At 69.0% G+C, this 15861-nt stretch carries 13 protein-coding genes and 1 pseudogene; 6 read left to right on the top strand and 8 right to left on the bottom strand.

Annotated elements, in window-relative coordinates:
• Positions 1-99 precede the first annotated feature (99 nt).
• Entirely contained in the window at positions 100-945 is an 846-nt protein-coding gene (locus ACOJVU_RS13980) for a Bax inhibitor-1/YccA family protein (RefSeq protein WP_421530316.1), read from the bottom strand.
• Positions 946-1209: 264 nt separating this feature from the next.
• Here ACOJVU_RS13980 and ACOJVU_RS13975 point away from each other — a divergent pair, with 264 nt between their 5' ends.
• From ACOJVU_RS13975 to ACOJVU_RS13955, 5 genes are all read left to right on the top strand, one after another.
• Positions 1210-2247: an enoyl-CoA hydratase/isomerase family protein gene (locus tag ACOJVU_RS13975; protein ID WP_421530315.1), complete on the top strand. Its 1038-nt coding sequence runs from the start codon at positions 1210-1212 to the stop codon at positions 2245-2247.
• 14 nt (positions 2248-2261) lie between these two features.
• Entirely contained in the window at positions 2262-3044 is a 783-nt protein-coding gene (locus ACOJVU_RS13970) for an enoyl-CoA hydratase (protein ID WP_421530314.1), read from the top strand.
• A gap of 8 nt (positions 3045-3052) precedes the next feature.
• Positions 3053-4816 (top strand): alpha/beta hydrolase, encoded by a 1764-nt coding sequence (locus ACOJVU_RS13965; protein WP_421530313.1) that lies wholly within the window; start codon positions 3053-3055, stop codon positions 4814-4816.
• 173 nt (positions 4817-4989) lie between these two features.
• Positions 4990-5445, top strand: coding sequence for a lipoprotein LpqV (locus ACOJVU_RS13960; protein ID WP_421530312.1), 456 nt, complete (start codon positions 4990-4992; stop codon positions 5443-5445).
• 99 nt (positions 5446-5544) lie between these two features.
• Positions 5545-6612, top strand: a complete 1068-nt coding sequence (locus tag ACOJVU_RS13955) for a patatin-like phospholipase family protein (RefSeq protein WP_421530311.1) — start codon at positions 5545-5547, stop codon at positions 6610-6612.
• Positions 6613-6632: 20 nt separating this feature from the next.
• On the opposite strand, the gene ACOJVU_RS13950 is transcribed toward ACOJVU_RS13955, so the two are convergent.
• The 7 genes and pseudogenes from ACOJVU_RS13950 to ACOJVU_RS13920 form a co-directional block, all read right to left on the bottom strand.
• On the bottom strand, positions 6633-7496 hold the full coding sequence (locus ACOJVU_RS13950; protein ID WP_421530310.1) for a class II glutamine amidotransferase: 864 nt from the start codon (positions 7494-7496) through the stop codon (positions 6633-6635).
• A 35-nt stretch (positions 7497-7531) separates the two neighbouring features.
• Positions 7532-9163 carry a fatty acid--CoA ligase gene (locus ACOJVU_RS13945; protein ID WP_421530309.1) on the bottom strand — a complete coding sequence of 544 codons (1632 nt, stop codon included), beginning with the start codon at positions 9161-9163 and terminating at the stop codon, positions 7532-7534.
• 199 nt (positions 9164-9362) lie between these two features.
• Entirely contained in the window at positions 9363-10493 is a 1131-nt protein-coding gene (locus tag ACOJVU_RS13940) for a YncE family protein (RefSeq protein WP_421530308.1), read from the bottom strand.
• A 376-nt stretch (positions 10494-10869) separates the two neighbouring features.
• Positions 10870-11058: pseudogene (locus ACOJVU_RS13935) on the bottom strand (DUF427 domain-containing protein); the annotation flags it as partial.
• 23 nt (positions 11059-11081) lie between these two features.
• Positions 11082-11354: a DUF6295 family protein gene (locus ACOJVU_RS13930; protein WP_421530307.1), complete on the bottom strand. Its 273-nt coding sequence runs from the start codon at positions 11352-11354 to the stop codon at positions 11082-11084.
• A 12-nt stretch (positions 11355-11366) separates the two neighbouring features.
• On the bottom strand, positions 11367-12122 hold the full coding sequence (locus tag ACOJVU_RS13925) for a dienelactone hydrolase family protein (RefSeq protein WP_421530306.1): 756 nt from the start codon (positions 12120-12122) through the stop codon (positions 11367-11369).
• 311 nt (positions 12123-12433) lie between these two features.
• Positions 12434-13216, bottom strand: a complete 783-nt coding sequence (locus ACOJVU_RS13920; protein ID WP_421530305.1) for a hypothetical protein — start codon at positions 13214-13216, stop codon at positions 12434-12436.
• Between the two features lie 193 nt (positions 13217-13409).
• Here ACOJVU_RS13920 and ACOJVU_RS13915 point away from each other — a divergent pair, with 193 nt between their 5' ends.
• Positions 13410-15857, top strand: a complete 2448-nt coding sequence (locus ACOJVU_RS13915; protein ID WP_421530304.1) for a GcvT family protein — start codon at positions 13410-13412, stop codon at positions 15855-15857.
• Positions 15858-15861: the final 4 nt, after the last annotated feature.

The raw sequence follows: 15861 nt of genomic DNA, 5'->3' as shown, positions 1-15861 counted from the left end.
AAGGACCCGTCGACCGCAACAGCTACAACATCACCGTCGACATCACCATCAACGACCAGTTGACAACCGGCCCATGAACCTAACTACGCGGCATTGGGGCTAGTCGTTCTGCAGGTAACTGAGCAGACGCAGAATCTCGAGGTACAGCCAGACCAGGGTCACCGTCAGACCCAGCGCGATGCCCCATGCCGCCTTCTCGGGCGCGCCAGCACGCACCATCTGGTCGGCGGCGTCGAAGTCGATGAGGAAGCTGAAGGCCGCGATACCGATGCACGCGATCGAGAACAGGATGGCCAACGGCCCGCCGCTGCGCAGACCCATACCCTCGCCGCCGCCCACACCGAACATCGCCAGCACGAAGTTACCGAGCATCAGGCCCAGCACCCCGAACATGGCGGCGATCAGGTACCGGGTGAACTTGGGCGTGACCCGAATGGACCCGGTCTTGTACACGACGAGCATGCCGAAGAACACCCCGAAGGTGCCCAGAACGGCCTCGCCGATCAGAGAACCGGCGCTGGCCGAGGACACCTGGTAGTTCGCGAACACGAACGAGACGGCGCCGAGGAACAGCCCTTCCAGCACCGCGTAGCTCAGCACGATCGCCGGGCTGTCCTGCTTCCGGCCGAAGGTGGCCACCAGCACCAGCCCCAAGCCGCCGAGCGCTCCGATCATGGTCAGCGGCATCGCCAGAGCGACGTTCGCCGACACCAGGAAGTAGGAGACGATCGCGGCGGCCGACAGCACGGCCAGCGTGATGCCGGTCTTGGTGACGACGTCGTCGATGGTCACCGGGCGGGAGGCTTCGACCTCCTGATAGGGAGCCCGGTAAGGGTCGGCCTGGTGATAGCCCTGCTGCACTTGCGGCGCGCCTGTACCGAATCGCGCATATCCGCCGCTCTGCTTGGGCAGCGAACGAAATACCGGGTTGCTTGTCTCCCGCACCGTCGGATCCTCTCTCATAGCTGTGGCTTCGAGCTGTGCGAACACACACTCAACGATCAGTGGCCCGACCGGGGTTCCCGACAGAGCCGGCGTCTCACGAGTATTTCCTGCCTCGCATGTGGTTGTCGGCTTAAACATAGACCTTACCCGCGGGCATCGCCGACCTTGGAACGATCTAGATTTCTCCTCGAGGCCGGGACAGCCGCGAAGCGGCTCGGGCGGATGTGAACGGATCGCGAACAACAGACAACAGGAGGCCAGGGCGTGACAGCAGGATCCGAGGAGGTTCTGACCCGCGTCGAGGGGGGCGTCGGCGTGATCACGCTCAACCGCCCCAAAGCGATCAACTCGCTCAACCAAGCCATGGTGGACTCGCTGCGGGCGGTGCTCACCGCCTGGGCCGGCGACGACGCGGTGGGCGCGGTGGTGCTGCGCGGCGCGGGGGATCGCGGACTGTGCGCCGGCGGCGACGTCGTCGCGATTTACCACAGCGCCCGCAAGGACGGGGTGGTGGCGCGGCGCTTCTGGCACGACGAGTATCTGCTCAACGCGCAGATCGGCCGGTTCGCCAAGCCCTATGTCTCGTTGATGGACGGCATCGTGATGGGCGGCGGGGTCGGTGTCAGCGCGCACGCGAACACGCGGGTGGTGACCGACACCTCCACGGTCGCGATGCCCGAGGTAGGCATCGGGTTCATCCCCGACGTGGGCGGGGTTTTCCTGCTGTCCCGCGCGCCGGGCGGGCTGGGCCTGCACGCCGCCCTGACCGGAGCCCCATTTTCCGGCGCCGACGCCATCGCGATGGGATTCGCCGACCATTACGTGCCGCACGGCGATCTCGAGGCGTTCACCCGTGCGGTCGTCACCGAAGGACCCGACGGCGCACTGGCCCACCACGCCGTCGAACCCCCGGCGAGTGATCTTGGCGCCCAGCGAGACTGGATCGATGAATGCTACACCGGCGACAGCGCCGAGGACATCCTCGCCGCCCTCCGCCGACACGGCGCGGCAGCCGCGCGGGACGCCGCCGACCTGATCGCCACCCGCTCCCCCGTCGCGGTGTCGGTGACGCTGGCAGCGGTGCGCCGGGCCGCCAAGCTGGAGACGCTGGAAGACGTTCTGGTGCAAGACTATCGGGTGTCGAGCGCATCGCTGCGCTCACACGACCTGGTGGAGGGCATCCGCGCGCAGCTGATCGACAAGGATCGCAACCCGAAGTGGTCCCCGGCGACGCTGGCCGAAGTCAGCGCGGCCGACGTCGAGGCGTATTTCGCGCCGGTCGACGACGACTTGAGTTTTTGAGAAAGGCGGATTCGATGACAGACAGGACATTCGAGACCATTCTCGTCGAGCGCGACGAGCGGATCGGCATCATCACGCTGAACCGGCCGCAGTCGCTCAACGCCCTCAACAGCCAGGTGATGAGCGAAGTCACCTACGCAGCAACCGAATTCGACGGTGACCCCGGCATCGGCGCGATCATCATCACCGGATCGGCCAAGGCCTTCGCCGCCGGTGCCGACATCAAGGAGATGGCCGACCTGACCTTCGCGGACGCCTTCAGCGCCGACTTCTTCGCCCCCTGGGCCACACTGGCGGCCGTGCGCACCCCGACGATCGCCGCGGTCGCGGGCCACGCACTCGGCGGTGGCTGCGAACTCGCGATGATGTGCGACCTGCTGATCGCGGCCGATACGGCCAAGTTCGGCCAGCCGGAGATCAAACTCGGCGTGCTGCCCGGCATGGGCGGCTCCCAACGGCTGACCCGCGCCATCGGCAAGGCCAAGGCCATGGACCTCATCCTGACCGGGCGCACCATCGACGCCACCGAAGCCGAACGCAGCGGCCTGGTCTCGCGTGTGGTGCCGGCCGAGGACCTGCTGACCGAGGCCAGGGCCGTCGCCACCACCATCTCGCGAATGTCGCGCTCGGCGGCCCGGATGGCCAAGGAGGCCGTCAACCGCTCGTTCGAGTCCACCCTGGCCGAGGGACTGCTCTACGAACGCCGGCTGTTCCACTCGACGTTCGCCACCGAGGACCAGTCCGAGGGCATGGCCGCTTTCATCGAGAAACGCGCTCCGAACTTCCGCCACCGGTAGGGCTTACGATGCACCGACCGGATTCTGCGACCAACACCGCCGGCCACGAACCGGCGCCCGAAGCCGGCACGGACGCCCCAGCCCGCACAGTGCCCGAACCGCAGGAATCCGGGCCGGCCGGCGAGTCCCGGCCGGCCGGCCCGTACTGGTGGCTACGGCACTACACCTTCACCGGCACCACCGTCGGCCTGATCTTCGTCTGGTTCTCGATGACGCCGTCACTGCTGCCCCGCAGCGCGCCGTTCCAGGGTCTGGTCAGCGGGATCTCCGGCGCCATCGGCTATGGCATCGGCGTCTTCGCGGTGTGGCTGGTCGGCTACATGCGCGACCTGGATTCCAGTCCGCCGGCGCCGCGGTGGGCGTGGATGCTGCTGATCCCGATCGGGGCGGTCGGCATGGTGATCATGGCGATCCGCTTTCACGTCTGGCAGGACGACGTGCGCGATCTGATGGGCGTCCCGCACCTGCGCTGGTACGACTACCCGGTGGCCGCAGGGTTGTCGCTGGTGGTGCTGTTCAGCCTGGTCGAGATCGGGCAGTCCACTCGCTGGCTGGTCAGCTTTCTGGTCGACCGGGTCGACCGGGTGGCACCGTTCCGCCTCTCGGCGACCATCGTGGTGGTCGCCCTCGCGGCGCTGTCGATCACTGTGCTCAACGGGGTCGTGCTCAAGGTCGCGATGCGCACCATGAACAACACCTTCGCCTCGGCCAACGACGAGGAGAACCCCGACACCGCGCCGCCGAGGACCCCGCTTCGATCCGGTGGTCCGGGGTCACTGGTGTCCTGGGACTCGCTGGGCCGGGAGGGCCGAGTCTTCGTCGAGGGCGGCCCGACGGTCGAGCAGCTCACCGCGTTCAACGGGGTGCAGGCCACCGAGCCGATCCGGGCCTACGCCGGGCTGAACTCCGCCGACGGCATCACCGCGACCGCCGAGCTCGCGGCCCGGGAGCTCCAGCGCACGGGCGGGCTGCGGCGTGCTGTCGTCGCGGTGGGGACCACCACCGGCACCGGCTGGATCAACGAGGCCGAAGCCTCGGCGCTGGAGTACATGTACGACGGCAACACCGCGGTCGTGAGCATGCAGTACTCGTTTCTGCCGAGCTGGCTGTCGTTCCTGGTGGACAAGGAGAACGCCCGGCACGCGGGTCAGGCGCTCTTCGAGGCCGTCGACAGGCTGGTCCGGAAGCTGCCCGAGGAGCATCGCCCCAAGCTCGTGGTGTTCGGCGAGAGCCTGGGATCGTTCGGCGCCGAGGCGCCGTTCATGAGCCTCAACAACGTCCTGGCCCGCACCGACGGGGCGCTGTTCAGCGGACCGACCTTCAAAAACACCATCTGGACGGACCTCACCGCCACCCGCGATGCCGGCTCACCGGAGTGGCTGCCGATCTACCACGACGGCAAGAACGTCCGGTTCGTCGCCCGCGCGAGCAACTTCGCCCGCCCGGACGCCCCGTGGGACGTCCCGCGGGTGGTCTACCTTCAGCACGCGTCGGACCCGATCGCCTGGTGGACGCCCAGCCTGCTGTTCAAGGAGCCGGATTGGCTCAAGGAGAAGCGGGGCTACGACGTGCTGCCCCAGACACGCTGGATCCCGGTGGTGACGTTCCTGCAAATCACCGCGGACATGGCGGTCGCCCTGGACGTGCCGGAGGGGCATGGCCACCGTTACGTCGCCGACGTCGCCAACGGCTGGGCCGCCGTCTTGTCCCCGCCCGGCTGGACGCCGGACAAGACCGACCGGCTGCGGCCGCTGTTGCACTCCAACAACTAGATCCAGCGCCGAAACGGACAGCCGAAACGAGCAGCCGAAACGAGCAGCCGAAACCGGCGGGGTGGTACGCGCGGCTTCACCGCCGAGAACACCTGCAGGATCCGAAGTGCTCCCTCACGTCGGCCGGTGGCTGGAATCTGCCCCCCCATAATTTGACCGCATAGATTGACATCGTGCGCAGTTTCAGCCGTTCGTTCCCACGCTGGGGCACGGCCATCGTCGCGGCCGGGACACTGGCTTGTTCGCCGGCGCTCACGGGCTGCTCGCACGGTGCCCACCGCGGCGGGACCACGTCGTCACCGGCGCGGCCGTCGGGCGCGGGCAGCGTCGCGGATCCGGCGCCACCGGATGCGGTCGGTCTCTCCCCCGCCGGCGTGACGACCCGCGTGGATGTCCCGGCCGATTCCACCGAGGAGCAGTATTTCCAGGCCTGTCACGCCGCGAAGGTGTGGATGGACGCCCAGCCCGACACCGGCGCATCACGGGTCGAGATGTATCTGGCGATGGTTCAGGCGTCGCCGTCGGGAACCCCGGGCAGCTGGAATACAGCGTGGGCGCGACTGAGCCTGGCCCGGCAGGCGGCCGTGATCGTCGCCGCGCGGGCGGCCGCCGATGACGAGTGCGGGTAGCGACAGGGCCGCACCGTTATCGGCAGCATTGTCGAGATCACGGTGCACACAAGCGCCGCACGGACAGCCGGGGACCGTGCCGCCGCGCAGAATGAGTGGATGCCCGGTGAACCTGTTGCGGCGGTCTCCCACCCCTCGGCACCGCTGCGGGTGGCGCTGTCGCTCGGCAGCGGAGGCGCCCGCGGCTACGCCCACATCGGGGTGATCGAGGCGCTGCAGGCACGTGGCTACGACATCGTGGGAATCGCCGGTTCGTCGATGGGCGCGCTTGTGGGCGGCCTGCAGGCGGCCGGACGCCTCGACGAGTTCGCCGAGTGGGCGAAGTCGCTGACCCAGCGCACGATCCTGAGGCTGCTGGACCCCTCCATCAGTGCTGCCGGGGTGATGCGGGCCGGCAAGATCCTGGACGCGGTACGCGACATCCTGGGCCCGGTCACCATCGAGCAACTGTCCATCCCCTACACCGCGGTCGCGACCGATCTGCTGGCCGGCACAGCGGTGTGGTTCCAGCACGGTCCCCTCGACGAGGCGATCCGTGCTTCCATCGCGATCCCCGGGGTGATCGCCCCGTACGAGGTCGACGGACGGCTGCTGGCCGACGGCGGCATCCTCGATCCGCTGCCGATCGCCCCGCTCTCGGCGGTCAACCCCGACCTCACCATCGCGGTGAACCTCAGCGGCAGCGAGGTGATCGGCAGCCGCGGCGCCGGGCCGGGCGCCACCGCCGAGTGGTTGAACCGCATGGTGCGCAGCACCTCCGCGCTGCTCGACACCGCCGCCGCCCGCTCACTGCTCGACCGGCCGACGGCCCGTGCAGTGCTGGGAAGGTTCGGCGTGGGGCCCGACGTCGAGCGGGCCGAGACGGAATCCGACGCCGACCTGAAGGAGCCCGCCGAGGACCCGCAAGGCGAATCGGACGTTCCGCGGCTGAGCGGCTTCGAGGTGATGAACCGGACGATCGACATCGCCCAGTCGGCGCTGGCGCGCCACAGCCTGGCGGCGTACCCGCCCGACCTGTTGATCGAGGTCCCGCGCTCGACCTGCCGCAGCCTGGAATTCCACCGGGCAGTCGAGGTGATTTCCGCCGGCCGCGAGGTGGCCGACCGGGCGCTGGACGCCTTCGAAGCCGACTGCGGCGCCGGCGCGGCGCCCGCGACCGAGGGCTGACCGGCACACGCCGGGCGCGCCTACGACGCCGGCTCGTCGCACTCGGACTCGGACTCGGACTCGGACTCGGCGAGCTGGTGGCGGGGCGGGACGGGCAGCGCCAGACTGCGGCTGATGTGCAGGTCCGCGTCGACGTGGATCAGCTCGCCGGGCTCCATCAGCTGCCAGCGCGGATCGTCGTCCATCGGCTCGCTGGCGAACACCACCGAGGGCCGGTCGCGCAGGTGCCGCGAGAAGGCGCGGATCCGGTCGGTACGCAGGTGCAAATCCCGTTCGGCGTCCCCGGGGCGGCGATCCAGGACGTAGAGCGTATGGGTCTGCGGATAGCGCAGGGCCCACATCTCGGTGGCCGTGCTCAGCAGCACGTTGAGCGCATAGAGCGGCACGGTGTCGGCGAGCCAGCGCGTGGCGTCGAGCAGGCCCGCCGTCACGTCGCCGTCGTGGGCACGGATGCGGGCGGTGATCAGGGCGAAGACCCGCTCGGAATCGGTCTGGCCGAGCACCAGGTCGTCGGTGCCGGCCTCGCGCAGCCGTTCGTCGACGGTGTCGAGCCCCCGGACCACGCCGTTGTGGGCGAACAGCCGCCCGTCCTGCAGGAACGGGTGGGTGTTGCGCACATCGAGGCCGCCGGTCGTCGCGTAACGGACGTGGGCGAGGAAGGTCGTGCCGGTCATGTCGTGGGCTTCGGCGGCGAAGGCGGTATCGTCCCAGGCCGCCATCGGCTGCTTGCACAGCTGCGGGTGACCGTGCTCGTCGAAGACGCCCAAGCCCGTGCCGTCGGGGTTTCTCCGGCTCTGCCGGGACAGGTTGTCCGGGGCATCCAGCAGCCAGAAAGTCGCGGTGCACACCTGCGTCCCGGCGTGCAGGCCAAAAAGTCGACACATGCTTTCGACAGTAACGAGAGCGTGTCCTCGCGCGATCAGTCGCGGGCTTCGATCACCCAGTAGCCGTGTTCGGCGTATCGCGCCCGGATGGCCTTCTTGTCGTACTTGCCGACACTGGTCCGCGGGATCTCGTCGACGAACGTCCACCGCTCCGGCAGCCACCACCGGACGACTTTGTCGGCGAGGAACTTGCGCAGCTGCTCGGCGGTGGGCGGCTCGCCCTGTTTGGCCACGACCACCGCCAGCGGCCGTTCCTGCCACCTCTCGTCGGGAACTCCAACGACTGCGGCCTCGAGCACGTGCGGATGCCCGATCAGGCAGTTCTCCAACTCCACCGAGGAGATCCACTCACCGCCGGATTTGATGACGTCCTTGGCCCGGTCGGTCAGGGTGACGAAGCTGCGCTCGTCGATGCGGCCGACGTCGCCGGTGCGCAGCCAGCCCGAGTCGAACTTGGATTCGTCGCGCCCCTGGTAGTAGGAGCCGGCGATCCACGGTCCGCGGACCTCGACCTCGCCCACGGCGTTGCCGTCGTTGGGCAGCGGCCGGCCCTCGTCGTCGACGATGCGCATCTCCACCCCACACACCGGCTGCCCCTGGGTCGCGCGGTACGCCCACCGCTGCTCCTGCGGGGTCCCCGGCGGCGGCCAGGCCATGGTGGCCATCGGGGACGTTTCCGTCATCCCCCACAACTGCCGGATCTGGACGCCGTGCTTCTCCTCGAAGGTGCGCATCAGCGACAGTGGGACGGCCGAACCGCCGCAGGCCACCACCCGCAGCGACGACAGGTCGTGGTCCGGGTTCTCTTCGAGGCGATGGGCGATGTCGTTCCAGATGGTGGGCACCGCACCCGCCACGGTGGGCCGCAGCTTCTCGATCATGTCGATCACCGACCGGGCGTCGAGATGGCGGTCGGGCAGCACGATGTCGGCACCCGCCATCAGTGCCGCGTACGGCAGGCCCCACGCGTTGGCGTGAAACATCGGCACGATGGGCAACACCGTGTCGTCTGTCCCGATGCCGATGCCGTTGGCGGTGCACGTCGTGACGGAGTGCAGGAAGCTGGAACGGTGGCTGTAGACCACACCTTTGGGGTTACCGGTGGTGCCGCTGGTGTAGCACATCGCGGCCGCGGAACGCTCATCGATGTCCGGCCACTCGAATTCGGCGGGCTCCGCGGCGACGACGTCGTCATAGCGCACTACCGTCTTGCCCGCTTCCTCCAATGGCGCCGTGTCGCCCTCCCCGGCGGCAATCACGGTGTGCACGGTCTTCAGCTCGGGCAGCACCGGAGCCAGTTGTTCGGCCAGGGACAGGTCGACGAGCACGACGCGGTCGTCGGCTTCGGTGGCGATGTAGGCGATCTGCTCGGGAAAAAGCCGGATGTTGAGGGTGTGCAACACGGCGCCCATCGACGGCACCGCCAGGTAGGTCGCCAGGTGTTGGGCGTTGTTCCACATGAACGTGGCCACCCGCTGGTCCCCGGTGACGCCCAAGTGGCGCAGCGCGTTGGCCAGCCGGCCCGCCTGCTGACCCAGTTCCGCGTAGCTGGTGTGCCGGTAGCCGCCGCCGGTGGCCGTGGTGGCCCGGCGGGCTCCGTGGACGCCGCAGCCGTGTCGCATGATCGCGGTGATCGTCAGCGGGAAGTCCTGCATCGTGCTGTCCATCGCTGTGTCGCCTTCACGCCTTGTGTACCCTTGTGTGCGCCTTGAGTACGCCTTGAGTACGCCTTGAGTACGCCTTGAGTACGCCTTGAGTACGGTGCGCCGAATGGTATCGCCGCGTGCGGCGCACCAAGAAAACGGGTTGAAGAAAGCGGGCTGAAGAAAGCGGGCTGGCGGGACAGCCGTCTTGGGCAGGGGCGCCTTATACGAGGGCGGGTGCGCCCGCGACCAGTTCGGGCACGATCCACTCGGCGGATTCGCACTCACCCCCGGCGCTGTCGTTCCTCAGGGCCGCGATCGAGGCGACCGACGCCACGGTGACCGCGCCGGAGTACTCGGCGATGTAGAGGCAGGTGGCGTCCGGGCTTTCCACCACGCAGGACGGCGTGTCGGACACCCCGACGGTGCCGACGGTGCCGACGACGTCGTGCGTCAGCGTGCACAGCACCGTGATGCTGTCGTCGCTGACCAGGTATGCGCGATCACCGTCACCGCTGAGTGTCAGACCGGTCACGAAGCCGGTGATCTCACCGAGTTTGCGCGTGCCGGTGATCCTGCGGGTGCGGGTGTCGACGACGTCGATCACGGCACCGACCTCCGGTGCGCTGCTCAGTACGTAGGCCCGCGCGCCGTTGGGGCTGAGCGCAACATCGCGGATGGGCAGGCCGATGTCGACGGCGGCGAGGACGCGCGCGCCACCAAGCCCGGACCGCGCGCCCGTCTCGATCGCGACCAGTTGTGCGCCGGAGGCGACATAGAGGTGAACGCCGTCGGGGCTGACCCGCAGGCACGTCGTGGTGGGCGCCGACGCGTCACCACCGGCGACGGCGTTGGTCGCGTCGGTGAGATCGAGTGTTTCCACCGCGCCTGTCGTCGTGTCCAGCAGGGCGACGTCTGCGATTCCGGCGCCGTGGCGGCCGGCATAGACATGCGACCCGTCGAGGCTCACCGCCAGGTCGCTCACGCTGTACGCCAGCGGATGGGACGCGACGACGGCGTGGGCAGGCAGGTCGATGACTGCAATGGCGTCGTACGCCGCGGTAGCGGTGCGGACGTACGCCTGGCCGGAGTCGAGGCCGCCCACCGCGATCGCCGACGGCTCGCCCAGGCCGGCGAACGTTCCGGTGATCCGGCAGGTGGCGGCGTCGATGACGGAGACGCTGTGGTCGGCGAAGTTGGCCACGAGCAGCCGCGAGCCGTCGGGGGTGACGGCGATGGCGCTGATCGGACCTTTCCCCACAGCGATCTTTCCGACGATCGGGAAATCCGGCGCCCCGGCGAGCTCGGTCACCTGGCCGGCCCGCGCAATCGTCCGGTCGTTCGCGTCTTTCATGCCGACACCGCCTTTGCCGTGTTCGTCGTGCGTCCGCGCGACAGTAGTAGCGAGAACCTTTGCGAGAACGGCCGCGCTGATTCACCCGTGTCACAGCACCTGCAAGGTGACTGCTGTTGCAAATGCTACCGGTTGAATTCCACACGGAAATAAAGCAAATTCGCGCCGTGTAACCCAGATCACTTGGATGGAGCGGGAAGTGGCGTTGCGGCCAGCCGCTTTTCACGCCGAGGCAAACGTCACTTACCCGCGCTTACTGTAATTCTCCTGCCATCGCTAACTTTCGGGGCGCGTGGTCACCGGAACCGAAAACTGAGAAACTCTCAGTTGCAAAAACACTATCGAGGCAAATGTCACAGCGATCCCAGCCGCTTTCTCAACCGCAATGAGTCGTCGGCCGCCCACGCGCCACACCGTCGACAACGTCGACCTTGTCGTTGTAGAACGCCGCCAGACCAGCGATCTGGGCGACCGCGGGCAGGAGGTAGTGGTACGTCCACGCCAGGTCGGCATGGACGGTGTCGCCGGCCCGCACGTACGGACTGCAGGTTGTTCTCGTCGCGCAGCAACCCGGCGGTTCCGGGGCGACTACTGGTCCTTGGACGCCAAGCCGGCGGGCGCGTGCGCGATGGCACTGCGGATGGCTTCGGCCAGCGCCAGAGCGCTCTCCTCGGTGAGTTCGAGCGCCACCCGCGCCGACGGGCCCAGCTGCGGATTGATCACGTCGATGTTGACGGTGTGGCCGTAGGGCGCATGCACCGGATGGTCGACGTACACCGTCGCGCGGTCTGCGCCGAACCATCCCGTCGCGCCCTTGCCGCTGCCGTCGATCTCGACGTGTTCGGTGAGATAGGTGCACATGGGTTGACAGACCTAGCCTTTCAGATGGGTGGCGAAAAACTCGTCGATGTGCCGCCACCCGTCCAGCGCGGCCTCCACCCGGTAAGCGGGCCGGTCGACGGCGAAGAACGCATGGCCGGCGCCGTCGTAGGAATGGAATTCGTGCGGCTTGCCCAGCTTGTCCAGCTCGGCGTCGAGCGTGGCGACCGCTTCGGGTGAGGGGAACTGGTCCTCGTTCCCGAACAGGCCCAGCAGCGGGCAGCTCAGGTTGGGCGCCATGTCGAGGATGGGACTGATGGCCTTGGGCGTCCCCGCCGGGGGATCTTCGACGATGAACGCGCCGTAGCAGTCCACCGCCGCGTCCAGCTGCAGCGAGCACGCCGCCAGGAACGCGTGCCGACCGCCCGAGCAGTGCCCGATCACGCCGAACTTCCCGTTCGCGCCGGGCAGCGTGCGCAGGTGTTCGATCGCGCCGGCCACGTCGCCGACCAGCCGCTCGTCGGGCACCCCGCCCGCCGCTCGCGCCGCCGCGGCGGCGTCGTCCGGGGAAGCGCCCGGCGCCTCGCGCGAATACAGGTTCGGCGCCACCGCGTGATAGCCGTCGACGGCGAGCCGACGAACGAACTCCTTGGTCTGCCGGTCGTGTCCGGGCATGTGGTGGATCCAGACGATCCCGCCGCGCGACCCCTCGGCCAGCGGCATGGCGCGATAGGCCTCGATCTGGCCGCCCCCGTGGCCGGTGATGCTGATCGTCTCCGCGCGGATCGCGTCCGGGCTGACCGTGCTCATCGCGAAGCTCCTTCCCGGGCCGCAACGTCGAGTGCGGAACGCTCGCGGCCCTGCTGGCACGCCCCGCCGCCACCAAGGTATCCAAGGCCCTATCCAGGGCCCGTATCCAAGGCCCGTATCCAAGACCCGGATCCAAGGCCCGTATCCAAGGCCCCGGCACGCTGGCGGACGCGCCCGTCAGCCGATCACCCCGCGCTACATCCCCGCGTGCATGCGCTGCACCCCGTGCATGGCATACCGGGAGAAATCGCATACCGAGAGAAATCGCATACCGGGAGAAGTCGCCCAGCACGTGAACGCCGCACCCGCCGTCACCGGCGCCTGTCGCGCACCTTGTAGGTGGACGGCCACGATTTTCGCGACTCGCCTCCGGTCAGCGGCGTCCCCATCCCGCCGACCTTGACGCTGTACGCCTCCTTGCCGGGGCCGACTTCGCGGTTGGCGTGCTCCTGCGCCAGGTAGTACAGCTCGTCGATGGTGGCCTCGTCGTAGGCGACGAACGAGGTTTCCCGCTCGACGTCCTCGATCCCGGCCAGCAACCGCGCGGGCAGCACCCGCGACACCAGCGCAGCCAGCACCAGCAGCACGACCGGGACGACCCAGTAGCAGACGAACGACAGCGGGGTCGTCGCGTCGCGGATCGTGGCGTCGCGGTGCACGAGCGGCGGGATGGCCGACGACACGGTCATGCCGGCGAATGCGGCGACCCACGCCCAGGTAAGCAGTCCGGACATCCGGCCGAACAGCTCGGTAGTGACGACGTCGGGCGGCTGCTCCGCAGCGACGACGTCCGCCACGAACGACCTGCCCAGGAACGCACCGCTCACGGTGACGAGCAGGATGCCGGCGTTGCCCAGCGGCAGCATCCACGCCAGGGCGAACGACTCGCCGAGAGCCAGGGCGAGAACCGTCAGGAGCCCGAAAGTCGCCACCGCACCGGCTTGCGGCACGCGTCCGGCCTTACCCGGGAATCCCCCGATCAGCAGCGCCGCGAGAGCGGTCACCAGGGCACACGACGCGGCGGCGGTCGCGGGAACGTTGCCGACCAGCGACCAGTAGACGATCCACGGCGCCAACCCGAACAGCATACCCACGGGGGGTCAGTGTATGGCCGCCGGCCGGCCGGCGCAGTGGCTTCGCAGTGGCTTCGCAGTGGCTTCGCGGCGGCTTCGGGCGCCACGCCGGCCGCGGCTTGACAGCACTCCAGCACGGCCTCATTATGTTGCGAATTACCGAACGCGTTTCGTATTACGCAACATATGCAATAATCGCCGAGGGCAGGGCTGTATGGGACCGAAAGTTGTCATCGTGGGCGCCGGCATCGTCGGGACGTCGCTGGCCGACGAGCTCACCGCGCGCGGTCTCACCGAGGTCACCGTCGTCGACCGCGGCGGGTTGTTCGCCACCGGCGGATCCACGTCGCACGCCCCTGGCCTGGTGTTTCAAACCAACTCCTCGCGCACCATGAGCGCGTTCGCCCGCTACACCGTCGAGAAGTTCTCGGCGCTGCGTCACCCGGGCGGCCCGGTGTTCAACGGTGTCGGCGGGCTCGAGGTCGCCACCACGGCCGAGCGCTGGGCGGACCTGCACCGCAAGGCGGGCTGGGCGCAGGCCTGGGGCATCCCGGGGCGTATCGTCGACGCCGCCGAGTGCGCCGTGCTGCACCCGCTGCTGGACCGCGAGCAGATCCTGGGCGGCTTCCACACCCCGACGGACGGGCTCGCCGCGGCCCTGCGGGCGGCCGAGGCCCAGGCGCGGCGCGCGACCGAACGCGGCGCGGTTTTTGTGCCCGGCACCGAAGTGCTCGGGGTGGTGGACCGCAACGGCCGGGTCTGCGGCGTCCGCACCGCGCGCGGGGCCATCGACGCCGACATCGTGGTGTGCGCGGCCGGGTTCTGGGGGGCTCAGCTGGCCCACCAGGTCGGGCTGACCTTGCCGCTGGTACCGATGGCCCACCAGTACGCCACGACCGGGCAGGTCGCCCCGCTGGTGGGCCGCAACACCGACGACCGCGACGCGGGCCTGCCGATCCTGCGCCACCAGGACGCCGATCTCTACTTCCGTGAGCACGTCGACCGGCTGGGCATCGGCTACTACGGGCACCCGCCGATGCCCCTGGGAGCCGATGCCATGTCCACCCTGCCGGTCGACACCGCCGGTGAGCCGATGCCGTCGATGTTGCCGTTCACCGAGGAGGACTTCGCCCCGGCCTGGCGCGACTCTGTGCGGCTGCTGCCCGCGCTGGGCGACACCAAGGTCGAGACGGGCTTCAACGGGATCTTCTCGTTCACCCCGGACGGCTTCCCGCTGCTCGGCGAGCACCGCGACCTCGGCGGGTTCTGGGTCGCCGAGGCGGTCTGGGTCACCCACTCGGCCGGGGTGGCCAAAGCCGTCGCCGAATGGATCGTGCACGGCGCCCCCTCGGTCGATGTGCACGAGAGCGACCTGTACCGGTTCGAGGAGTTCGCGCGCAGTCCGCGGTTCATCGAGCAGACCTGCGCGCAGGCGTTCGCCGAGGTCTACGACATCGTGCACCCGCACCAGCACCGCAGCGCGCTGCGCGGCCTGCGCACCAGCCCCTTTCACGCCCGACAGGTCGAGCTGGGGGCCTTCTTCTACGAGGGCGGCGGCTGGGAACGGCCCGCGTGGTTCGAGGCCAACGCCGGTCTGGTCGCGGCCACCGGCATGCAGGTTCCCGACCGCGACGACTGGGCCGGCCGGTTCTGGTCGCCGATCGCCGTCGCCGAAGCGGCCTGGACCCGGCACCGCGTCGCGCTGTACGACATGACGCCGCTCACCCGTTACGAGGTGAGCGGCACGGGCGCTGCCGGCTTCCTGCAGCGGCTGTGCACCAACGACGTCGAGAAGAGTGTCGGGTCGGTGACCTACACCCTGATGCTCGACGAAAGCGGCGGCATCCGAAGCGATCTGACCGTCGCTCGGCTGGCCGAGAACCGATTCCAGGTGGGCGCCAACGGACCGCAGGACTTCGACTGGATGTCCCGGCACCTGCCCGACGACTGCAGCGTCACGCTGCGCGACGTCACCGGGGGCACCTGCGGCGTGGGCGTGTGGGGGCCGGCCGCGCGTGAGCTGATACAACCCCTGTGCCAAGACGACTTGTCGCACAGCGCTTTCCCGTACTTCCGCGCGTTGCAGACCTACCTGGGCGCCCTGCCGGTCACCATGCTGCGGGTGTCCTACGTCGGCGAACTGGGCTGGGAGGTCTACACCGAGGCCGGCTACGGCGCCGCACTGTGGGACCTGCTGTGGACCGCCGGCCGGGGCCACGGGGCCGTCGCCGCGGGCCGTCTGGCGTTCAACAGCCTGCGCATGGAGAAGGGCTACCGCGCGTGGGGCACCGACATGACCGCCGAGCACCGGCCCGACGAAGCGGGCCTGGGCTTCGCGGTGTGCATGACCAAGGGCGACTTCATCGGAAAGGCTGCCTTGTGCCCGTCCGTCACGCGAACGATGCTGCACACCATCGTGTTCGACGATCCGGCCGCCGTGGCACTCGGCAAGGAACCTGTCTACGACGGTGACGGGTGCATCGGGTTCGTCACCAGCGCCGGATATTCACCCACCCTCGGCCGCACCGTCGCCTACGCCTGGCTGACCCCCGCCGCGACCGTCGGCGACACGCTCACCGTCGAGAACCGCGGACGCCGCCACACCGCGACCGTGCACCCGCACGCCGTCGTGGACCCAGAACAGACCAGGATCCGGAGGTAGACCG

This window comes from Mycobacterium sp. THU-M104 (assembly GCF_049197365.1).
GTDB lineage: Bacteria > Actinomycetota > Actinomycetes > Mycobacteriales > Mycobacteriaceae > Mycobacterium.
This window is presented reverse-complemented; position numbering and strand designations above follow the sequence as displayed.